This is a genomic window from Azospirillum sp. INR13 (assembly GCF_015390205.1).
In the GTDB taxonomy this organism is placed as follows: domain Bacteria; phylum Pseudomonadota; class Alphaproteobacteria; order Azospirillales; family Azospirillaceae; genus Azospirillum.
In genome coordinates this window covers 143,563-164,829 of sequence record NZ_VUOI01000004.1, presented here as the reverse complement: position 1 = coordinate 164,829, position 21,267 = coordinate 143,563, and the positions used below count along the sequence as shown (strand labels likewise).

Genomic DNA, 21,267 nt, shown 5'->3' with positions numbered 1-21,267 from the left:
GCTCTTGTCGAGCGGGAAGGCCAAGGGTAGCGTCGCCGCCAAGATGCGCTTTCCCACCCCCCTTCTTCAAGGCCGCCTGATCCGCCGCTACAAGCGGTTCCTTGCCGATGTCCTATTGGACGGGGTGGAGGTGACGGCGCATGTCCCCAATTCCGGCAGCATGATCGGGCTGAACATTCCCGGCTCCGCCGTCTGGCTGTCGCGCTCCGACAATCCCAACCGCAAGCTGGCCTATACGCTGGAACTGGTGGAGGCCGCCGCCCCCTGGGGCGAGGGGTTGGTCGGCGTCAACACCGGCCATCCCAACGCGCTGGTGGCCGCCGCGATCGCCGCCGGCACCATCCCCGAGCTGGCCGGCTACGACCGGCTGCGGCGCGAGGTGAAATACGGCCGCAACAGCCGAATCGACGTGCTGCTGGAGGACGATCCGGCCAAGCCCGGCGCCCGTCCACACACCTATGTCGAGGTGAAGAACGTCCACCTCCGCCGCCCCGACGGTCCCCATGCTGACGCCGCCGAATTCCCGGACTGCGTCACCGCCCGCGGCGCCAAGCATCTGGAGGAGATGGCGGCGATGGTGGCGCAGGGCTGCAGGGCGGTCATGCTCTACCTTGTCCAGCGCGGCGATTGTTCCCATTTCCGCACGGCGGCCGATCTCGACCCGGCCTATCATGACGGCCTGCGCCGCGCGCTGGATTCGGGAGTGGAGGCGCTGTGTTGGTCTTGCGCGATCACCCCCGAATCGATTGAATTGGACCGGCCGCTTCCGATCCGGCTTTAGTGCCGCGGCGGGTTTCGGCATCGGGCTTTCGGTTACTTGGCATAGGGGCTTTCGTCTTGGAACAGGATCACGTCGAATCCAACCGCGTCCGTCTTCATGGTCCGGAGGGATTCGAAGGCATGCGCAAGGCCGGCCGGCTGGCCGCGCTGGCTCTGGACTACATCGTCCCCTATGTGCAGCCGGGCGTCACCACGGGCGAACTCGACCGACTGCTGGAGCAGTTCATCCGCGACCATGGCGGCATTCCCGCCCCGCTGGGCTATCGCGGCTTCCCGCGCGCCAACTGCATCTCGGTCAACCATGTCGTCTGCCACGGCATCCCGGGCGACAAGCGGCTGGTCGACGGCGACATCCTGAACATCGACGTCACCCCGATCGTCGACGGTTGGTACGGCGACAGCAGCCGCATGTATCTGTGCGGCGATGTCGGCGTGAAGGCGCGCAAGCTGGTCGAGGTCACCTATGACGCGCTGATGATCGGCATCGCCGCGGTGAAGCCGGGCGCCACGCTGGGCGACATCGGCCACGCCATCCAGACCTTCGCCGAATCCCACCGCTTCTCGGTGGTGCGCGATTTCTGCGGCCACGGCGTCGGTCGTGTCTTCCACGAGCCGCCGTCGGTCCTGCATTACGGCAAGCCGGGCGAGGGTCTGGTGTTGAAGGAAGGCATGATCTTCACCATCGAGCCGATGATCAACACCGGCCGTCCGGACGTGAAGATCCTGGGCGACGGCTGGACCGCCGTGACCAAGGACAAGTCCCTGTCCGCCCAGTTCGAGCATTCCATCGGCGTGACGGCGGACGGCGCGGAGATCTTCACGCTCTCGCCGGCGGGGTACACGAAGCCGCCTTACGCGGTGGAGTGAGGCTGAGGGGTATGGGGTGAGTGGCGGGCGCCGTGTCGGGGGATGCGGCGCCCAATGCACCCCAAGGCGCTAATTCTACTGTGTCATAAAGTGCGCAATTGATGGCAGCATGGACATCGCTGGAGGGTTCTGGGGAGCATTCTGGCGATTGCGATGCGCAGGGTGGCGATGGACGTCGGGACGTGGCGCTCAGGGCGCGGCGGCGGCCCCGCGGAGTCGGGAGCTTTTGGGAAGGTCAGGCGCTTGGAGGCACCCGGAGCGAGGTGGTCCTGAGGGGGAAAACGCCGCCCGTTCCCCGATCAGGAATCCGTAGGCGGCGATGCACAGCGTTGCGTGATGGTGGAATCCGCGCCAGCCCCGGCCCTCATAATGGCCGAGGCCGAGTTCCTGTTTGAGCTCGAGGTAATCGCGTTCGATGCGCCACCGCAACTTGGCGGTTTCCACCAAGGCGTCGAGCGACATTGTCTCCGGCAGCGTCGACAACCAGGACTTGGTCGGCTTCTCTTCGTCCTCGGGCCATTCGATCAGCAGCCACTCCTCCGGGCGACGCTCCGCCCGCTCCTCGTCGCGGTGCGCGGCGTGAACGCGAACAGCGGCGAACCGGGAGGCCAGCGGCGCGTTCGTGCCTTCCCGCCACGTCACGGAGCGCCAAGCCTCCGGCGCCAGCCCTTCGGCCAGAGCCTTTACCGAGATCGGTTCATGTCCAGGGGCACGGCGCATGAGCTTCGGCGGCCGCCCCTTGCCGCTCCACGGCTTGGGCGGCAGTGGTTCCACACCGGGCGGCCAGACGGTCAGCGAGGACTGAACTCCGGCGACGTAAGTCAGCCCCAGCGCGGTCACGCCTTCGCGCAGGGCGGTGTCGTTGCCGTAGCCTGCATCCATCAGGACCACGCCCGGCGGCAGACCCGCCGCCATGGCCGCGTGGATCTGGTCCAGCGCGATGGCGGGCTTGGTCTGGAAGAGGACCCCGTCCGGGACGCCGGTCCGCGCCCGGCGCTCCGCGTCGCTGGCCCATGTCTCCGGTAGGTACAGCCGGAAGGCGACGGGAAGGCTGGCGTGGTCGGTTGCCAGCGACAGCGACACGGCGACTTGGCAATTGTCCTGCTTGCCGATCTGGCCGCAGTACTGGCGCGTCACGCCAACGGAATGGCGCCCCTTCTTCGGCATGCCAGTGTCGTCGATGATCCAGGCGCGGACCGGGCCGCGTTCCAACAGCGCCGGCAAAACCAGATCGCGCACCCCGGCCAGCACAGCGGCATCGTCCCAGGCCGCCTTGGCAACAAAATGGTGCAAGGACTGATGGGCGGCGCCGACACGTCCCGGCTCCACCCGCGCGGCCATCGGCTCGACGCTCTTGCGGTCGCCTGGAAGGATCAATCCGGTGCAATAGGAACGAAACGGCGCCGCGCGATCAGCATGACCCAAAGCCGCCGCCAGGCGCTCGACATACGCCACGAACCGTGATTCGATGCCGTCTGCGGTGCCAAGGGGATCCATACCGCCTCTCTGAACGAAGCATGAATCCCCTTATTACAACCAACCTCTGTCACAGTCCAAGTTTTATGACACAGTAGAACTAAGCGATCTCTATTTAAATATCTAAAAGTTGATTTCTGACAGGCTTATTTCCGATAGAAACTTGTCTTCACCTTCTTGGGTAAGCTCTTCGCCTCCCTCTTTTACAAAGGCAGACTGCTCCTCAACCTTTCTTTTTTCTCCTTCCTTCTCCCAATAATCCTGAAGTTTTTCTAATCTCTGTCGATGATGATCAGGCACCTTACTGAAATATATATCTGCATTGTTCGCTATATATGGAACGAAAACATGGTCAGGATGAGCATCAATAAAGGCCTCGCAAAACCGCTTTACACCGTCCGAGTCCAGTGGTTTATTTCCTTTTAGGTTGTCTTCTGCGATCTCTAATGGGTTTTCTGCGCGCATATCAACCCAAAATACAGGATATGGAGTACCCCCTAGGACCCCCTTTAATGGCACTCGTCCTTCATAGAAAAATCTTAGATCTTCATAACCTAGCTTTGGCGGCTGCATTCGCAAAGCGCTAATCAGCAAAAGCACCAAGTCTATAGATACCGTCATTTTCCTTGGTGTTGCCAATGACGACAATCGGAATCCTGTATCGATTGCAGGACCGATGAAATCTCTTGTCACGCCCGCATCTTTCCCACGCATATAGTATTGATGCAAAAGCTGAAAGTTTGTGAAAACGGGATCATCATCATCCTGAAGAACGGATGCTTTTTCGACCGCAGAACTAAACGCAACTTCAGCATTATGCACTGGAAAACCAGCAATCCAGGCTGATGTTTTTAGATCCAAGCTTGGGAAATGTGTTTGAAAAACCGCACGATAGGTATTAATCGCTCGCATCCATGCATGCACACATGCGTACGCTTCACGATGGTCAGACAAAACCTTTACATATAAAAGCTCATCACCCGCACTCTTCCAAAATTCCGGAGAGCTACCAACGGGCCAACCATGCTTGGGAGCAATCTCTTCGACATACGTACTCCATTCCTTGGAAAAGGCACGCTCAACCTCCCGGTAAAACTGGGCAATAGGAGAGAACCACGCCTCGGCCGGTACCGAAGTCTTGTTGGCAGCATCGCCCTTCGACTTCAGAGCTTGCCCTTGCTTGAATGCAGTAGAACCAACAATATCCACACTCAGGAAAAGCCTGAGTGTGGACTTGAACATATCCATTCTAGCCTCAAACCATAATTATCCTGCCATCAGCCCTAAGGACTGGGCGCGAATACGAGCCGCCTCCATGGAGACGCCAAAGCGTTCTGATAAGTAAGGTAAATTTCCACCACTGTTATGGAATTCACTATTAAAACTTTCGGCCGGCATCAAAAAGCCAGCAGCAAACCAATTAGCCTCCCACTCTACGCGCCCAGAGCCATAGCGCTGTGCTTCGGTTGGGCCAATCACACGTCCTTGAGATCGGGGCCAAAGGTAATGAAGAATGTAATGCCCCAGTTCATGGGCAATTGTAAAACGATCACGGACAGGGCCAGTATGCGCTGCAACATATATCTCAAAGTCGCCAGGCTCATTGATGCGAATGGAACCTGAACCCAAACTGTCCATTTCCCAAAAATTACGAACCGCGATGCGACCGCCCAATTTCTGAACGACCGGCTCTAATGGCTGCCCTGATACATATCCAACTTGGTTCGCAATGTTGGCTGCAAAGCGATCTACAGATGCTTTGTTCAGGCCAGACTCAATCGGTGGAGCGTAGGTCCGCATAGTCATATGCACAACTGACCGTATGATCCAGAACAAATCCAATTTACGCTATTGGATATGCAATAGCAAACAAAACAGGAATAAAAGCTCCGTCGACGAGACTCACTCAGCACACACATGCCAGATGCATCCTTTAGATGCGCAAAAACCAGCGCCCTCTTTCGAGGGCACTGGCAGCGATCAGCGTCTCCGCCGAAAAAACTGGTGCCGCAACAGGGATTTGAACCCCGGACCTACTGATTACGAATCAGTTGCTCTACCCCTGAGCTACTGCGGCGTCGTTGTGGCGCGGAACATAGCGAGGTGTTTCGCGGGATGCAAGCGGTGAATTTCGGAAAAATCGACCGCCTTCCCTCAACCCCGCCATGCGCCCGACTGCCTCACCCGTGCTGCCGGATCACCTCCAGGAAGGCGTCGGCGTAGCGTTCCAGCTTGCGGCCGCCCACCCCCGGCAGATGGGCGAAGGCGGCGTGGTCGCGGGGGCGCTGGGCCACCATCTCCAACAGCGTGCTGTCGTGGAAGATCACATAGGGCGGCACGCTCTGCGCCTTCGCCAGCGCCGTCCGGCAGTCCTTCAGCGCATGCCACAGCGCGTCGTCGGCCGCCGACAGCGCACCGCGGGCGCCGGAGCGCGACACGCCCTCCCCGCTCGATCCACCGCCGACCGATCCGCCCCGCGCGGTGTGGCGGCGCAGCGCGTCGTGGACGCCGCGGCGGCGTTCCAGCACAGGGTCCTTGCGCAGCTTCACCACGCGCTGGCCCTTGATGACGGCGACGCCGGCATCGGTCAGGCGGAAGCCGCCATAGCCCTCCAGATCGACGGTCAGCAGCCCGGTCGCCACCAGCTGGCGGTAGACCGACTGCCATTCGACCTTGCTCAAGTCCTTGCCGACGGCGAAGGTCTTCAGCCGGTCATGCTGCTGCTGAACCACCTTCTCGGTGGCGTTGCCGACCAGAACGTCGATCAGGTGGCCGGCGCCATAGCGCTGCCCGGTGCGGTAGACCGCCGACAGCGCCTTCTGCGCGGCGACGGTGCCGTCCCAGGTCTCGACCGGGTCCAGGCAGGTGTCGCAGTTGCCGCAGGGCTCCGGCAGCGTCTCGTTGAAATAGTTCAGCAGCACCTGGCGGCGGCAGTCCGACGTCTCGCAGAAGCCCAGCAGGGCCTCCAGCTTGCCGCGCTCCACCCGGCGGTGGCTGTCGCCGGCCTCCGACTGTTCCAGCATCTGGCGCAGCATCACCACGTCGGCCATGCCGTAGGCCATCCAGGCGTTTGCGGGCAGGCCGTCGCGGCCGGCGCGGCCGGTCTCCTGGTAATAGGCTTCCAGGCTCTTGGGCGGGTCGAGATGGCAGACGAAGCGGACGTTCGGCTTGTCGATGCCCATGCCGAAGGCCACCGTGGCGACCATCACCAGACCCTCGCTCTTGATGAAGCGGTCCTGGTTGGCCTCGCGCACGTCGGCCGGCAGCCCGGCATGGTAGGGCAGAGCCTCGCGACCTTGTTGGTTCAGCCAGGCGGCGACCTCCTCCACCTTGTTGCGCGACATGCAATAGACGATGCCGGCGTCTTCCGGGTGGTTCTCGCGCAGGAAAGCCAGCATCTGCTGGCGCTCGCTCTTCTTCGGCACCACGCGGTAGGTGATGTTGGGCCGGTCGAAGCTGGACAGGAAGACGCGGGCGTCGGTCAGGCCCAGCTTGTCCTTGATCTCGGCGCGGGTCTGCACGTCGGCGGTCGCGGTCAGCGCGATGCGCGGCACCATCGGGTGGCGTTCGTGCAGGATCGACAGCTGCAGATATTCCGGCCGGAAGTCATGCCCCCACTGCGACACGCAATGCGCCTCGTCCAGCGCGAACAGCGCCAGACGGGTGCGGTCGAGCAGGTCGAGGAAGCGCGGCGTCACCAGCCGTTCGGGTGCGACATAGACGAGGTCGATCTCGCCCTGCACCATCGCCCTCTCCACCTCCCGCGCCTCGGCCGGGCCGAGGGAGGAGTTGAGGAAGGCGGCGCGCACGCCAAGCTCCCGCAGCGCCGTCACCTGATCGCGCATCAGGGCGATCAGCGGCGAGACCACCACCGTTACGCCGTCGCGCACCAGCGCCGGGATTTGGTAGCACAGCGACTTGCCGCCGCCGGTGGGCATCAGCACCAGCGCGTCGCCGCCGCGCACCACATGGTCGATGATGTCGGCCTGCTGGCCGCGGAAGGAGTCGTAGCCGAACACCGTCCGCAGCGCGTCGAGCGCCGTGGCCGGCCGTTGACCGGAGGCGTCGTCCGACGCATCCCGGTTGCTGTAGGAAAACAACGAATCCACGCCGATGCGGTTCAGGAAAGTGGTGCCGGAATTCCGGCTTGTCGTCTCAACGCCCCATCATGTGGCACAGATCGCCCCCAGGGCAAAGCCGCAAAGGGCCACACCCGGGAACAAAGGTCGGACCCTCGCCGGCTCCACCACACATTGGTGTGAAAGGGTGGCGCCCGCTCATCGTCCGCGTGTAAACTGAAAACGGCGGATGGAATAGGCCATCCGCCGTTTCAGAGAGGAAGCTGGCATGAAGAAGATGCCCTTCTTCCTGGTGCTCCAGTGGCGGCGATGGCGGATCGAAATCCGCCTGATCCGTCGCTAAGCACCGGGAGCGTGCCGGCGGGTGTAGCAGCACCCGCCGGCCACCTCCGAAAAATATACAGTCGCGCGGCCCGATTTTCAACGCGCGGTATTGGCCCCTACAGCAGATCCCGCAGCATCGCCACCAGCGGCACGTCGGCCGGCGGCATCGGGTAATCGCCCATCCGGTTCGGGTAGACCCAGGCGAGTTTCTGCCCCTCCTGCGGCATCACGTCGCCCTCCCATACCCGGCAGACATAGAGCGGCATCAGCAGGTGGAAGCTCTCGTAGCTGTGGGACGCGAAGGTGAAGGGCGCGAGGCAGCTTGCCGCCGTGTCGATGCCCAACTCCTCCTTCAGCTCGCGCACCAGCGCGGCTTCCGGCGTTTCCCCGGCATCGACCTTGCCGCCGGGAAACTCCCATAGCCCGGCCAGCGATTTGCCGGGCGGGCGCTGGGCCAGCAGCACGCGCCCGTCGGCATCGACGAGCGCCACCGCGACCACCATCAGAACCGGCAGCGAGCCGCGAGCGGGGGTGGAGCTGGGATCGAAACAGGCGGTCATCACTCGACTCCGATGCCGGTCAGCTCCGGTAGCTGCCGTTGATGTCGATGTAGCCGTGCGTCAGGTCGCAGGTCCACACCTTCGCCGTGCCCTTGCCCAGGCCGAGGTCGATGTCGATGTCGATCTCCTTGCCCTTCATGTGGGTGGCGACCGGCGTCTCGTCATAGCCGGGGACCTCCATCCCGTCGGCGCAGATCAGGGTGCCGCCGACGGTGATCTTGATCAGGTCGCGGTCGGCGCGCTCGCCGGCGCGGCCGATGGCGGCGACGATGCGGCCCCAGTTGGCGTCCTCGCCGGCCACCGCGGTCTTGACCAGCGGCGAGTTCGCCACGGTCATGCCGATGCGCTTGGCGGCGGCGTCGCTGTCGGCGCCGCGCACGGTGATCGCGATGAACTTGGTCGCCCCCTCGCCGTCACGCACCACCTGCAGCGCCAGATCGAGCAGCAGATCCTCCAACGCGGCGCGGAACTCCGCCAGCTCGGCGGCATCGGCGCTCGACACCGGGGCGTTGCCGGCCTTGCCCGTCGCGAACAGCAGCAGCGTGTCGCTGGTCGAGGTGTCGCCGTCCACCGTGATGGCGTTGAAGGTGCGCTCGGTGAATTCCGACAGCATGTCCTGCAGCGCGGTGGCGGCGATGGCGGCGTCGGTGAAGACGAAGCCCAGCATCGTCGCCATGTCCGGCGCGATCATGCCCGATCCCTTGGCGAAACCGGCGATGGTCACCGTCGTGCCGCCGATGGTGGCGGTGCGCACCGCGCCCTTCGGGAAGGTGTCGGTGGTCATGATGGCGCGGGCGGCCTTCTCCCACGCGGCCGAATCGGCGGCGAGGGTCGGAGCCATCGGCGCCAGGCACTTGCCGATCGCGTCGGCAGCCAGCGGGATGCCGATCACGCCGGTCGAGGCGATATAGACCTCGTCCGGGGCGCAGCCGGCCAGCTCGGCGGCGGCGGCGACGGTCGCCTGCACGGTGGCGTCGCCCGCCTTGCCGGTGAAGGCGTTGGCGTTGCCGGCATTCACCACCACGGCGCGGGCCTGGCCCTTGGGCAGGCTGTCGCGGCACCAGATCACCGGGGCCGAGCAGGTCAGCGACCGGGTCAGCACGCCCGCCACGCTGGTGCCGGGATCCAGCACGGCCAGCAGCAGATCGTCGCGGCCCTTGTATCGGATGCCGCTGTTCGCCGTGGCGATGCGCACGCCCGCGATGGGCGGCAACGTCGGGAAGCTGGCGGGAGCCAAGGGGGAGAGGGTCGTGGCCATGGAGGGGATTCCCGTGGTGGGGAGTGGTGGCATGTGGAGAGGGGTAGGAGTGGAGACGCTTGCCCCCACCTAACCTCCCCCGCTGGGCGGGGGAGGGACTGCCGCCACTCTCCCGCACAAGCACTTACTCCCTCCCCCGCGATCGGACCGGCCTTCGGCCGGCCGAGAGCGAGGGAGGGTCGGGGTGGGGGCAATACGGCGCCCCCGTCCCCTTACTTCTTCGTCGGCTCCGCCGGGGTGGCGGGAGCGGCCGGGGCCGGGGTCGCCGGAGCGGCGGCCGGCTCTTCCTTCGGCATCGGCGAGCCGTCCAGCTGGAAGGTCTCGATCGTCGCCTTGCCGCGCAGCTCCTCGACCAGCGCGGTGACGATGTCCTTCGACAGCGTCTGCTCCAGCTGCGGCTTCACCTCGTCGAGCGTCGGCTGCGGCTGGGCGCGCTTATCCTCGACCTTGATGATGTGATAGCCGAACTGGGTCTTGACCGGCTCCTTGCTGATCTCGCCCGGCTTCATGGCGAAGGCGGCGTTGGCGAAGGGCTCGACCATCGCATCCTTGGTGAAGTAGCCGAGATCGCCGCCCTGGGCCGCCGCGGCGGCATCCTTGGACTTCTCCTTGGCCAGCTTGGCGAAATCGCCACCCTTCTTCAGCTGGGCGATGATGGCCTTGGCCTCGTCTTCCTTCTCGACCAGGATGTGGGCGGCCTTGACCTCCTCCTGCGCCGGGTTCTCCTTCAGGAAATCCTGATAGGCCTTCTGCATCGCGTCGGGGGTGATGCGGGCCTTGATCTCCTTCTGGATATAGGCGCGCTGCACCGCGCGCTCCTCGGCGCGCTTGATCTCGTCCTTGACCTCGGCCGAATCGGCCAGACCGGCCTTGTAGCCGGCCGAGGAGACCAGCTTGCCGCTGACCAGCTGGTCGATCACCGCCGGATAGATCATCTCGATCGGCATCTGCTGCACCTGGGGCGGCAGTTGCGAGACCATGCGGGAGACGTCCGACTTGTGCAGCTCCTCGCCGTTGACGCGGGCGACCACCGGATCGGCCGGAGCAGCCGGCGCGGCCGGAGCCGAGGCGGCCGGGGCCGGCGTGGCCGGCGCGGGGGTGGCGGGAGCCGGCGTCTGGGCATTGGCGGCCAGCGCGATGCCACAGGCGGCAACCGACAGGAGCGCAGTGCGGAACACTCGTTGAACCATGGCGTGTCTGTTTCCTTCCGGCGGATGCTTTGCGACAAGTGGGCGGCCGATGGGTCGGAGCCCGGTTCGCATGGCCTGCGGCATCGGAGCCATCCGCCGCTCCGCGCCCGATTCCGCAGGGGATTAAGCATGGCTAGCCCGCGCGGGGCAAGGGGTGCGCTTGGGTCCCGCTGGGGATCCCGCAGCGGATCCGGCGGCCATGAGCCTCTCCAACGACCTGTGCCCCGCACCCGGCAATACCAGCCCCGAACCCTCCCGTCAGCCGCCTTCCCGCTTTCTGGATGTGATTTCATGGTTCCGTCATGCCCGCAGCGGGCCACCGGGGCCAGGAATGGCGCAGGCACTGCCCGCTTCGCGGAATGCCGCAGGAAGGCTCCACCTGCCCGGTCTCGTTGACAGGGCCTTGCCATAGTCCTATGTGAGACCCGTCGATAGACTGGCCCGCATTCCGCTTTACTCCCGAGGTTTTCATGTTCGGCGCTCTCGCCCGCAAGATTTTCGGCACCGCCAACACGCGCGCGGTCAAGGCGCTGCACAAGACCGTGGCTCAGATCAACGCGCTGGAGCCGTCGGTCGCGGCGCTGACCGACGACCAGCTGAAGGGTCGCACCGACTGGCTGCGCGACCGGCTGGCCAAGGGCGAGACGCTGGACGACATCCTGCCCGACGCCTTCGCCACCGTGCGCGAGGCGGCCAAGCGCGTGCTGGGCCAGCGCCATTTCGACGTGCAGCTGATGGGCGGCATGGTGCTGCACAGCGGCAAGATCGCGGAGATGCGCACCGGCGAAGGCAAGACCCTGGTCGCCACGCTGGCCGTCTACCTGAACGCGCTGGAAGGCAAGGGCGTCCACGTCGTCACCGTGAACGACTACCTCGCCTCGCGCGACAGCGGCTGGATGGCGCGGGTCTACGGCTTCCTCGGCCTGACGACCGGCTGCATCGTCCACGGCCTGGACGACGACGAGCGCCGCGCCGCCTATGCCGCCGACATCACCTACGGCACGAACAACGAGTTCGGCTTCGACTATCTGCGCGACAACATGAAGTTCCGGCTGGAGGAACTGGTCCAGCGCCCCTTCAACTTCGCCATCGTCGACGAGGTCGACTCGATCCTGATCGACGAGGCGCGCACGCCGCTGATCATCTCCGGCCCGTCCACCGACTCGTCCGAGATGTATGTCCAGGTCGACCGGCTGATCCCGATGCTGGTTCCCGAGGATTACGAGAAGGACGAGAAGCACCGCACCGTCAGCTTCACCGAAGCCGGCCAGGAGCATATGGAGCAGCTGCTGGGCGAGGCCGGGCTGCTGAAGACCGGCGGGCTCTACGACATCCAGAACGTCGCGCTGGTCCATCATTCGCAGCAGGCGCTGCGCGCCCACATGCTGTTCCAGCGCGACAAGGACTACATCGTCAAGGACGACAAGGTCGTCATCATCGACGAGTTCACCGGCCGCATGATGGAAGGCCGCCGCTTCTCCGAAGGCCTGCACCAGGCGCTGGAGGCCAAGGAGAAGGTGACGATCCAGCGCGAGAACCAGACGCTGGCCTCCATCACCTTCCAGAACTACTTCCGCATCTATCCGAAGCTGGCCGGCATGACCGGCACCGCGCTGACCGAGGCGGCGGAGTTCGGCGAGATCTACGGCCTCGAAGTCGTCGACATGCCGACCAACGTGCCGGTCAAGCGCATCGACCATGACGACGAGGTCTACCGCACCGCGACCGAGAAGTACCACGCGATGACCGACCTGATCGAGGACGCGCGCAAGCGCGGCCAGCCGGTCCTGGTCGGCACCACCTCGATCGAGAAGTCGGAACTGCTGTCGGAGCTGCTGACCAAGCGCGGCATCCCGCACAACGTCCTGAACGCCCGCCACCACGAGCAGGAAGCCTACATCGTGGCCCAGGCCGGCCGCGCCGGGGCGGTGACCGTCGCCACCAACATGGCCGGCCGCGGCACCGACATCCAGCTGGGCGGCAATCTCCAGATGCGGATCGAGGTCGAACTGGCCGATGTGCCCGAAGGCCCGGAGCGCGAGGCCCGGATCAAGCAGATCGAGGCGGAGATCGCCGAGGCGCGCGAGACGGTCAAGCAGGCCGGCGGCCTCTACGTCGTCGGCACCGAGCGCCACGAAAGCCGCCGCATCGACAACCAGCTGCGCGGCCGTTCCGGCCGCCAGGGCGATCCCGGCACCTCGAAGTTCTTCCTGTCGCTGGAAGACGACCTGATGCGCATCTTCGGGTCGGAGCGGATGGACAGCATGCTCCAGCGTCTCGGCCTGAAGGAGGGCGAGGCGATCATCCATCCCTGGATCAACAAGGCGCTGGAAAAGGCGCAGCAGAAGGTCGAGGCGCATCACTTCGAGGTCCGCAAGAACCTGCTGAAGTTCGACAACGTCATGAACGACCAGCGCAAGGTCGTCTATGAACAGCGCCACGAGGTGATGGAAAGCGAGGACATCGCGGAGGAAATCCGCGAGATGCGCCACCAGATCATCGCCAACATGGTGTCGACCGCCATTCCGGCCAACAGCTACTCCGAGCAATGGGACATCGACGGCCTGCACGAGGGGGTGAACCGCGTGCTGGGCATGGACCTGCCGGTCCAGGAGTGGGCCAAGGAAGAGGGCATCGCCGAGCCGGAGATCGAGGAGCGCGTGCGCGAGGCCGCCGACCGCAAATATGCGGAGAAGGAGGAGGCCTACGGCGCCGAGACGATGCGGCATGTGGAGAAGAGCATCCTGCTCCAGATCCTGGACCAGGAATGGAAGGACCACCTCCTCCAGCTCGACCATCTCCGCCAGGGCATCAACCTGCGCGCCTATGCCCAGAAGGATCCGCTGAACGAATACAAGCGCGAGGCCTTCGAGCTGTTCGACACCATGCTGATGACCCTGCGCGAGCAGGTCACCACCATCCTGATGCATGTCGAAATCCGCATGGCCCCGTCGCAGGAGGAGCTGTTCGCCCGCCAGATGCAGGAGATGCACGAGGGCCGCATGGACCCGGCGCTGGCGATGGCGGGCCTGGGTGCCGGCGAAGATGAAGCCCTGCCGGCCGGCATGGTCCGCGCCTCCTCGCTCGCCGGGACGCCGGAAGACCGGCCCCTGCCGGCCGAGGTGATGGAAAACACTCCGCGCAACGCCGCCTGCCCCTGCGGCTCCGGCAAGAAGTTCAAGCACTGCCACGGGCGCATGGCGTAAGGGGGATCGGCGGGGGGACGTGCCCGCGCGTTGCCCCCACCCTTCCCACGGCTTCGCCGCGGGCCCCTTCCCTCCCCCGCTCTCGGCCGGCCGAAGGCCGGTCCGATCGCAAGGGAGGGAGTTATCCCCTCCCCCGCCCAGCGGGGGAGGGTTAGGGTGGGGGCAATTCCAGCATGCACTCCCCCATTGAAACCAACCCCTCCCCACCCCGTTTCCTCTGCGTGACCACGGAGAAATGGGACGCCATGTTGGAAGAGTTCAAGAAATTCATCAGCCGCGGCAATGTCGTGGAGCTGGCCGTCGGCATCATCATCGGTGCGGCCTTTACGGGAATCGTCAATTCCCTGGTGAAGGACATCCTGATGCCGCCGATCGGCTGGGTCATGGGCGGCATCGACTTCTCCAACTATTTCTTCAGCCTGTCGGGCGGCCATTACGACTCCCTGCAGGCGGCCGAGGCGGCTGGCGCGGCCACCGTCAATTACGGCCGCTTCATCAACGCCTGCATCAATTTCCTGATCGTCTCCGGCGCCCTGTTCCTGATCGTCCGGCAGGTCAACCGGCTGCACATCCTGCACAGGGAAGTGCCGAAGACGCCACCGCGGCAGGAACAGCTGCTGGAGGAAATCCGCGACGCCCTGCGCGCCCGGTCGAAGGACGCCGCAGACGGCCGGGATCCGTCCCCCGGCCGCCCGTCCTGACGGCGCCCCCTGGCGGCCCCTCCGCCGGCGCCGCCGTGACTCCAAAGGGGTGCCCTCCCCGGAACGGGGTGTTTGTCACGGCATGATCGGAACCCCCCGTTGCCGATGCGGGGTGAACGGGCTACCCTCTCCGGCGAAGTGGCGGAAGCGGGACGGTGGCTGCCGGATGACGGCGCCGGTTCCTCCATCGCCACGATGTCCCGGCCAGAGCGATGCCAATGCCCGTCCACCGCTTCCCGCCCGTCCTCCGCGCCGGTACCCGAGGATGAGCCTCGCTCCGCGGACCGCCCGTCATGGACGATCTGCGGGCCGGCCCTTCGGAGGCCGGTGTCTTGCCGGTGGCCGCGCCGCCTTGCGCCTGCTCGCCGTCCTGCTGATGGCCGGCGGCCCGGCGGCGGCGATCACCTCGCTGCCCCCACCACCGCGCCGGCACCCGATGCGGGACCGCGCCCGGCCGAGATCCGGGTGGCGCTGGACGACAATTACCCGCCCTACAGCTTCCGCAACGCCGACGGCACCCATGTCGGAATCGTGAAGGACCTGTGGGCGCTGTGGTCGCAGAAGACAGGCATTCCGGTGCGGATGATGCCGAGCGACTGGATACTGGCGCGCCACGCGATCGACACCGGCGCCGCCGACGTGATCGAGACCATCTTCCGCAACGGCGCGCGCGATGTGCTCTACGACTTCTCCACCCCCTACGCCCGCGTCGACGTGCCGATCTGGTTCAGCAGCGACCTCAGCGGGATCATCGGGGTGGAGTCGCTGCGCGCCTTCACCGTCGGGGTCAAGGACGGCGATTTCTGCGCCGAATGGCTGACCGACCAGGGCATCACCGCCTTCCAGCGCTACCCCGGCTTCGAGGTGATGGTTGACGCCGCCGCCCGGCAGGAGACGCGGGTCTTCTGCATGGACGACCCGTCGGCCAACTACTACATGACCAAGCGCGGGGTGCAGGGGCGCTTCCGCTACACCGACCCGCTCTACACCGGCGAACTGCGCTGGGCGGTCCGCAAGGGCGAGGCGGCGCTTCACCGCCTGATCTCCGACGGCTTCGCCCGCATCGCCCCGGAGGAGCGCAAGGCGATCGAGCAGCGCTGGGTCGGCCGCAGCCTGGGCGGAGTCAGCCCCGGACTGATCGACCTGCTGCTCAAGCTGCTGGCGGGGCTCGCGGTGCTGGGCATCGGTGCGCTGGTCTGGGTGCTGCTGCTGCGCCGGCAGGTGGAAAGCAAGACGGAGAGCCTGCGCACCGCGGTCGCCGCCCTGACCTCCAGCGAGGAGCGCGTCCGCACCATCTTCGACAGCGTCACCGACGCCATCTTCATCCACGACCTCGACAGCGGCGCCATCCTGGAGGTCAACCGCCGGATGGCGGAGATGTACCGCATCGGCGACACGCCGCTGTCGGACATCCATGTCGGGATGCTCAGCTCCGGCCTGCCGCCCTACACGCGGGACGAGGCGGCGGCCTGGATCCGCAAGACGTCCGGCGGCGAACCGCAGCTGTTCGAATGGCATGCCCGCCGGCTGGACGGCACCCTGTTCTGGGTGGAGGTCAGCATGCGGCGCGCCACCGTGGACGGCAACGACCGCCGCCTGCTGGTCGTCGTGCGCGACATCACCGAGCGCAAGGCGGCACAGGAACGGGTGGAGTATCTGGCGCGCCACGACGTGCTGACCCTGCTGCCCAACCGGCTGCTGCTGCAGGACCGCACCGAACAGGCGCTGGCGCGGGCGGAGCGCAACGGGCGGCTGGTGGCGTTGGTCGCCTGCGGGCTCGACCGCTTCAAGACGGTGAACGACAGCCTGGGCCACGCCGTGGGCGACGCCCTGCTGCGCGCCACGGCGGAGCGGCTGAAGGCCGCGGTGCGCGACACCGACACGGTCAGCCGCAGCGGCGGCGACGAGTTCATCCTGCTGCTATCCGGCCTGCCCGACGGCGACGCCGTGGTGGAAACGGTCGCCTCCCTGCACGAGGCGATGGCGGCCCCCTTCCAGATCGACGGGCACGAGCTGACCGTCACCCTGTCCTCCGGCGTCGCGCTGGCCCCGGCCGACGGCAAGGACTTCGCCACCCTGCTGAAGAATGCCGACACCGCCCTGCACCACGCCAAGGCCGCCGGCCGCGACACCCACCGCTTCTATGCCGAGGCGATGAACGCCGAAGCGGTGGCCCATCTCTCCACCCGCAGCGGCCTGCGCCGCGCGCTGGAACGGGGGGAGTTCCTGGTCCACTACCAGCCGCAGGTCAGCCTGGAGACCGGCGTCGTGATCGGAGCGGAAGCCCTCCTGCGCTGGAACCATCCCGACAAGGGCATGATCCCGCCCGGCGCCTTCATCCCCATCGCCGAGGACAGCGGCCTGATCGTTCCCATCGGCGCCTGGGTCCTGGCGGAGGCCTGCCGGCAGGCGGCGGCATGGCACGCCCGCGGCCTGTCGCTGTCGGTCGCGGTCAACCTGTCGGCCCTGCAGCTCCAGCGCAGCGATCTCGTCCGCACCGTCACCCGGGCACTGGCCGACAGCGGGCTGGACCCGCTGCTGCTGGAACTGGAACTGACCGAATCGATGCTGATCCGGAACACCGACCTGGTGATGGACAATCTGCGCCGGATCAAGGCGATGGGCGTGCAGGTGTCGATCGACGATTTCGGCACCGGCTATTCCAACCTGTCCTATATCGGCCGCCTGGCGGTGGACAAGCTGAAGATCGACCGCAGCTTCGTCGCCGACCTCACCAGCAATCACGACAGCGCCAAGATCACCGCCGCCGTCATCCAGATGGCCCACGGCCTGAACCTGACCGCCGTGGCGGAGGGCGTGGAGGATGCCGAAACGCTGGAGGCCCTGCGCCAGCTGAACTGCGACGTCGCCCAGGGCTATTTCCTCGGCCGCCCCGGTCCGGCCGACGCGGTGGAACGCGCCGCCCGGCAGGTGAACCCGTTCAAGGTCGGCGTTTAGGCCGTCCCGTTCGCCACATGCAGGCTGATCACCCCGGCGACGATCAGGGCGATGCCCACCACCTTCATCACCGTCAGCGATTCCCCGAACACGAACACGCCGATGGCGGCGATGGCCGCCGTTCCCGCCGCCGACCAGATGGCGTAGGCGATGCCGACCTCGATGCTGCGCAACGCCTTGGCCAGCAGCACGAAGGCGACGCCATAGCACAGCACCACCACCGCTGCGGGGCCGAGCCGCGTCATGCCGTCAGACATCTTCATCGCGGAGGTGCCGACGATCTCGAACAGGATCGCCACCCCCAGGTACAGCCAGCTCATCGCCTCGACACCCCGCCCATACCCGCAAAGCCGATCCCGCAGGCGGCGCAGGATGGACCGCGCGCAGGCACGCTGCAAGAGCCCCACGCCAGACACCCACGGTTGACGCCACGCCCGCCGAGCCCTAGGGTCTTTGCCCTCATTCCTTGACTTTATCTATCTGGTTTCGAAAGGGTCCGACGATGACCGGCGAACGGGATCTGGCGTTGCAGGCGAAGGCATGGCCGTTCGAGGAGGCGCGCAAACTGGTCGCGCGCTTCGCGAAAGCGCCGCCCGCCAAAGGCTATGTCCTGTTCGAGACCGGCTATGGTCCCTCGGGCCTGCCGCATCTCGGCACCTTCGGCGAGGTGGCGCGCACCAGCATGGTGCGCCACGCCTTCCAGACCATGAGCGACATTCCGACCAGGCTGTTCTGCTTCTCGGACGACATGGACGGGCTGCGCAAGGTCCCCGACAACATCCCCAACAAGGAGATGGTGGCGGCCAACCTGGGCAAGCCGCTGACCCAGGTGCCGGACCCCTTCGGCACCCATGACAGCTTCGGCGCCCACAACAACGCCCGGCTGCGCGCCTTCCTCGACAGCTTCGGCTTCGAGTACGAGTTCCAGTCCTCCACCGACTGGTACAAGTCCGGCCGCTTCGACGAGGCGCTGCTCGGCATCCTGCGCCATTACGACGAGGTGATGGCGGTGATGCTGCCCACCCTCGGCGCCGAGCGTCAGGCGACCTACAGCCCCTTCCTGCCGGTCTCCCCCTCCACCGGGCGGGTGCTGCAGGTGCCGATGCTGGAGCGCAACGTCGATGCCGGCACCATCGTCTTCCAGGACGAGGACGGCAAGACGGTGGAGCTGCCGGTCACCGGCGGCCATGTGAAGCTGCAGTGGAAACCCGACTGGGGCATGCGCTGGTTCGGCCTGGGCGTCGACTACGAGATGTACGGCAAGGACCTGATCCCATCGGCCGATCTCGCCGGCAAGATCTGCAAGATCCTCGGCGGCACCCCGCCGGAGGGATTCAATTACGAGCTGTTCCTCGACGACAAGGGCCAGAAGATCTCCAAGTCGAAGGGCAACGGCCTGACGATGGAGGAATGGCTGGCCTACGCGCCGCCGGAAAGCCTCGCCCTCTACATGTTCCAGAAGCCGAAGTCGGCCAAGCGCCTCTACTTCGACGTCATCCCGCGCGCCGTCGACGAGTATCTGACCTTCGTCGACAAGGTCCATGGCGAGGAGCCGGCGAAGAAGCTGGAGAACCCGGCCTGGCACATCCACAACGGCAAGCCGCCGGCCGTGCGTTCCGACGTGTCGTTCAACCTGCTGCTCAATCTGGCGGGCGCGGCGAATGCCGAGACCAAGGATACCATGTGGGGCTTCATCCGCCGCTACGCGCCGGACGCCACGCCGGAGAACAGCCCCTTCCTGGACAGCATGGTCGGCTATGCCGTGCGCTACTACCAGGATCAGGTGAAGCCGACCAAGCGGTTCCGCGCGCCCACCGACGCCGAGCGCGCCGCCCTGCAGGACCTGCTGGCCAAGCTGGACAGCCTGCCGGCCGACGCCCGCGCCGACACCATCCAGAACGAGGTGTTCGCCGTTGGCAAGGAGCACGGCTTCACCGAACTGCGGGCGTGGTTCCAGGCGCTGTACGAGGTGCTGCTCGGGCAGACCACCGGTCCGCGCATGGGCTCCTTCATCCAGCTCTACGGCATCGACGAGACCAAGGCGCTGATCCGCGAGAAGCTGGCGGCCTGATCCCGTCCTTTCCATTCGGATGAAAAGGGGGCGTCGAAAGGCGCTCCCTTTTTCGTTTACGAACCACTGCGAACGTTATCATTTTCCAAATTGATCGTTCGTCTGACGTTCGACTCCCGTTCTGCTCATGAAATGGGCGGAATACTGCATTTCCGCCCATCCGTCAGGCGAACCAAGCCTTATTCCATACCGCGCTATGCGGATGTCGCACCGCACCAATTCGAAAACCGTGGTACCGCTAACACGGCTGTGGCCGTACACTCCGCCTCGTTACTGCATTTTGCAGTGCGTTTCCTCCCTAGACTAAAGGCCGCGCCCGCATGGGCTGCGGCCCTTTTTTTGGCTGCGCCGGGAAGGTATGTCCCCACCAATGCGCAGGATGTCACGGGCTCGACCGTAGCCGTATTAGGGACCCGTTAACCAGGGCGGCGCTTCGATGGTGTGGATGCTCCCACCGCCGCCCTCGCCTCCCCTGAGCGGCGGCGCAAACCGAAGGTCCCCGGTCCGGTGACAGCCCGGCGTTCCCTATCCCGATCCTCCCCCGATCTCCCGCCGGAGACGGACGGCGGAGTCGCGCCCGAGTTGATGGACTACCTGTTCGCCGATTCGCCGGACACCACACCGCCGCCCGCACAGCCCGGCCGCAGCATCGCCCGTCAGGTCGGCGACGTGCTGGTCGAGTCGCGGCTGGCGGGCATGGGCGATGCCGATGTTCGCTCCACGCTGGCCCGCAAGCTCTGCCGCCTGTTGCCCGACCTGCCGCCGGGCGGGGCCGACACCGTCAGCACCGTCGCCGTGCGTGCACTGGAACAGCTGGCCCGCGACCACATCGTCCGGGTGCGCGAGGCGCTGGCGACCGCGATCAAGGACATCGCCTGCGCGCCCCCATCGGTGGTGGCGACGCTGGCACGCGACGTCGAACAATCGGTGGCCGAGCCGGTGCTGCGCTGCTGCGCCGCGCTCAGCGACGAGGATCTGCTGGACATCGTCGCCGCCGCCCCAGCCGGTTGGGCATTGTCGGCCATCGCCCGGCGCCACAGCATCGGTGCCGCCCTCTCCGACGCCATCGCCGGCAGCGGCCATGCCGAGGCGACCGGCATCCTGCTGGACAACAGCGGGGCGGTGATCGCAGAACCGACGCTGGAAACGCTGGTGGAGCAGTCCGCCCACCACCCCGACTGGCGGGAAATGCTGGCCCGCCGCCCCGCCCTGCCCCGCCGGCTGGCGTTGCGGCTGGCGGATTTCGTCGATCTGGCGGTGGTGGAGCAACTGCGCCGCCGTCCCGATTTCGACGACGCCACGGTGGCGGAGATCGCCGCCGCCACCCGCCGCCGCATCGACTGGGCCGAAGCGCCCGAATCGGCCGAAGCGCCGGAACGCCGCGCCGTCCGCCTGCACCGGCTGGGCAAGCTGGACGAAACCGCGCTGGGCGACGCGATGTCGTGGAACGAGGCCGGATTCGTTCGGGCGGCGCTGACGCTCCGCGCCCGCGTGGCGCCGGAGGTCGTGGAGCTGATCCTGGACTCCCACGATCCGCAGGCGGTCACCGCGCTGGTCTGGCGTGCCGGCCTGTCGATGCGCTGCGCCATGCAGATCCAGGCCCGCGCCGCCGGCATCCACCCGCGCGCCATGCTGAACGCCCGGCAGGGCAGCGGCTTCCCGCTGTCCCCCGCCGAGATGGCCCGCCATTTGGAACGCTACGGCATCGGGCCGTAAGCTTGATCGTGCCGGCGAGCGTTGATTCCCTCCCCCGCCCAGCGCTACGGGAAGCACACATCTCGCGCTTGCGGGAAGGCG

General features: G+C 65.9%; 15 protein-coding genes and 1 tRNA gene. 7 read left to right on the top strand and 9 right to left on the bottom strand.

The features are described 5' to 3' along the window. Window positions 1-43: 43 nt before the first annotated feature. On the top strand, window positions 44-781 hold the full coding sequence (gene sfsA / locus F1643_RS05280; protein ID WP_194911665.1) for a DNA/RNA nuclease SfsA: 738 nt from the start codon (window positions 44-46) through the stop codon (window positions 779-781). Between the two features lie 56 nt (window positions 782-837). Then, on the top strand, window positions 838-1,647 hold the full coding sequence (gene map / locus F1643_RS05275) for a type I methionyl aminopeptidase (RefSeq protein WP_194911515.1): 810 nt from the start codon (window positions 838-840) through the stop codon (window positions 1,645-1,647). A gap of 189 nt (window positions 1,648-1,836) precedes the next feature. On the opposite strand, the gene F1643_RS05270 is transcribed toward map, so the two are convergent. From F1643_RS05270 to F1643_RS05235, 8 genes are all read right to left on the bottom strand, one after another. Next, window positions 1,837-3,144: an IS701 family transposase gene (locus F1643_RS05270; protein WP_194911513.1), complete on the bottom strand. Its 1,308-nt coding sequence runs from the start codon at window positions 3,142-3,144 to the stop codon at window positions 1,837-1,839. 102 nt (window positions 3,145-3,246) lie between these two features. Next, window positions 3,247-4,371: a hypothetical protein gene (locus tag F1643_RS05265; protein WP_194911510.1), complete on the bottom strand. Its 1,125-nt coding sequence runs from the start codon at window positions 4,369-4,371 to the stop codon at window positions 3,247-3,249. An 18-nt stretch (window positions 4,372-4,389) separates the two neighbouring features. Continuing rightward, a complete protein-coding gene (locus tag F1643_RS05260; protein ID WP_206692347.1) occupies window positions 4,390-4,929 on the bottom strand; it encodes an ImmA/IrrE family metallo-endopeptidase in 540 nt (179 codons plus the stop codon). Window positions 4,930-5,125: 196 nt separating this feature from the next. Further along, window positions 5,126-5,200, bottom strand: a tRNA-Thr gene (locus F1643_RS05255). Between the two features lie 103 nt (window positions 5,201-5,303). Continuing rightward, complete coding sequence (gene recQ, locus F1643_RS05250; protein WP_194911507.1) at window positions 5,304-7,232, bottom strand: DNA helicase RecQ; 1,929 nt, start codon at window positions 7,230-7,232, stop codon at window positions 5,304-5,306. 410 nt (window positions 7,233-7,642) lie between these two features. Continuing rightward, complete coding sequence (locus tag F1643_RS05245) at window positions 7,643-8,086, bottom strand: (deoxy)nucleoside triphosphate pyrophosphohydrolase (RefSeq protein ID WP_063633716.1); 444 nt, start codon at window positions 8,084-8,086, stop codon at window positions 7,643-7,645. Window positions 8,087-8,105: 19 nt separating this feature from the next. Next, window positions 8,106-9,344, bottom strand: a complete 1,239-nt coding sequence (gene argJ, locus F1643_RS05240) for a bifunctional glutamate N-acetyltransferase/amino-acid acetyltransferase ArgJ (protein WP_194911504.1) — start codon at window positions 9,342-9,344, stop codon at window positions 8,106-8,108. Window positions 9,345-9,556: 212 nt separating this feature from the next. Next, window positions 9,557-10,534 carry a peptidylprolyl isomerase gene (locus F1643_RS05235; RefSeq protein WP_194911502.1) on the bottom strand — a complete coding sequence of 326 codons (978 nt, stop codon included), beginning with the start codon at window positions 10,532-10,534 and terminating at the stop codon, window positions 9,557-9,559. Window positions 10,535-11,004: 470 nt separating this feature from the next. Here F1643_RS05235 and secA point away from each other — a divergent pair, with 470 nt between their 5' ends. The 3 genes from secA (at window position 11,005) to F1643_RS05220 (ending at window position 17,399) form a co-directional block, all read left to right on the top strand. Further along, a complete protein-coding gene (gene secA / locus F1643_RS05230; RefSeq protein WP_194911500.1) occupies window positions 11,005-13,740 on the top strand; it encodes a preprotein translocase subunit SecA in 2,736 nt (911 codons plus the stop codon). A gap of 245 nt (window positions 13,741-13,985) precedes the next feature. Beyond that, window positions 13,986-14,441, top strand: a complete 456-nt coding sequence (gene mscL / locus F1643_RS05225) for a large conductance mechanosensitive channel protein MscL (RefSeq protein ID WP_194911661.1) — start codon at window positions 13,986-13,988, stop codon at window positions 14,439-14,441. A gap of 327 nt (window positions 14,442-14,768) precedes the next feature. After that, window positions 14,769-17,399, top strand: coding sequence for an EAL domain-containing protein (locus F1643_RS05220; RefSeq protein ID WP_370540477.1), 2,631 nt, complete (start codon window positions 14,769-14,771; stop codon window positions 17,397-17,399). Here the strand turns inward: F1643_RS05220 and F1643_RS05215 are convergent. After that, window positions 17,396-17,719 carry a multidrug efflux SMR transporter gene (locus F1643_RS05215; RefSeq protein WP_194911491.1) on the bottom strand — a complete coding sequence of 108 codons (324 nt, stop codon included), beginning with the start codon at window positions 17,717-17,719 and terminating at the stop codon, window positions 17,396-17,398. The genes F1643_RS05220 and F1643_RS05215 overlap by 4 nt on opposite strands. Window positions 17,720-17,901: 182 nt before the next feature. On the opposite strand from F1643_RS05215, the gene F1643_RS05210 reads away from it, so the two are divergent. Next, window positions 17,902-19,470, top strand: a complete 1,569-nt coding sequence (locus F1643_RS05210; RefSeq protein ID WP_194911488.1) for a lysine--tRNA ligase — start codon at window positions 17,902-17,904, stop codon at window positions 19,468-19,470. A 585-nt stretch (window positions 19,471-20,055) separates the two neighbouring features. Beyond that, window positions 20,056-21,186: a DUF2336 domain-containing protein gene (locus tag F1643_RS05205; RefSeq protein ID WP_206692346.1), complete on the top strand. Its 1,131-nt coding sequence runs from the start codon at window positions 20,056-20,058 to the stop codon at window positions 21,184-21,186. Window positions 21,187-21,267: the final 81 nt, after the last annotated feature.

Coding starts and splice junctions, on each gene's coding strand:
- sfsA (WP_194911665.1), top strand. CDS start 44: ATGCGCTTTCCCACCCCCCTTCTTCAAGGCCGCCTGATCCGCCGCTAC.
- F1643_RS05270 (WP_194911513.1), bottom strand. CDS start 3,144: ATGGATCCCCTTGGCACCGCAGACGGCATCGAATCACGGTTCGTGGCG.
- F1643_RS05265 (WP_194911510.1), bottom strand. CDS start 4,371: ATGGATATGTTCAAGTCCACACTCAGGCTTTTCCTGAGTGTGGATATT.
- F1643_RS05260 (WP_206692347.1), bottom strand. CDS start 4,929: ATGACTATGCGGACCTACGCTCCACCGATTGAGTCTGGCCTGAACAAA.
- F1643_RS05245 (WP_063633716.1), bottom strand. CDS start 8,086: ATGACCGCCTGTTTCGATCCCAGCTCCACCCCCGCTCGCGGCTCGCTG.
- argJ (WP_194911504.1), bottom strand. CDS start 9,344: ATGGCCACGACCCTCTCCCCCTTGGCTCCCGCCAGCTTCCCGACGTTG.
- F1643_RS05235 (WP_194911502.1), bottom strand. CDS start 10,534: ATGGTTCAACGAGTGTTCCGCACTGCGCTCCTGTCGGTTGCCGCCTGT.
- secA (WP_194911500.1), top strand. CDS start 11,005: ATGTTCGGCGCTCTCGCCCGCAAGATTTTCGGCACCGCCAACACGCGC.
- mscL (WP_194911661.1), top strand. CDS start 13,986: ATGTTGGAAGAGTTCAAGAAATTCATCAGCCGCGGCAATGTCGTGGAG.
- F1643_RS05215 (WP_194911491.1), bottom strand. CDS start 17,719: ATGAGCTGGCTGTACCTGGGGGTGGCGATCCTGTTCGAGATCGTCGGC.
- F1643_RS05210 (WP_194911488.1), top strand. CDS start 17,902: ATGACCGGCGAACGGGATCTGGCGTTGCAGGCGAAGGCATGGCCGTTC.
- F1643_RS05205 (WP_206692346.1), top strand. CDS start 20,056: ATGGACTACCTGTTCGCCGATTCGCCGGACACCACACCGCCGCCCGCA.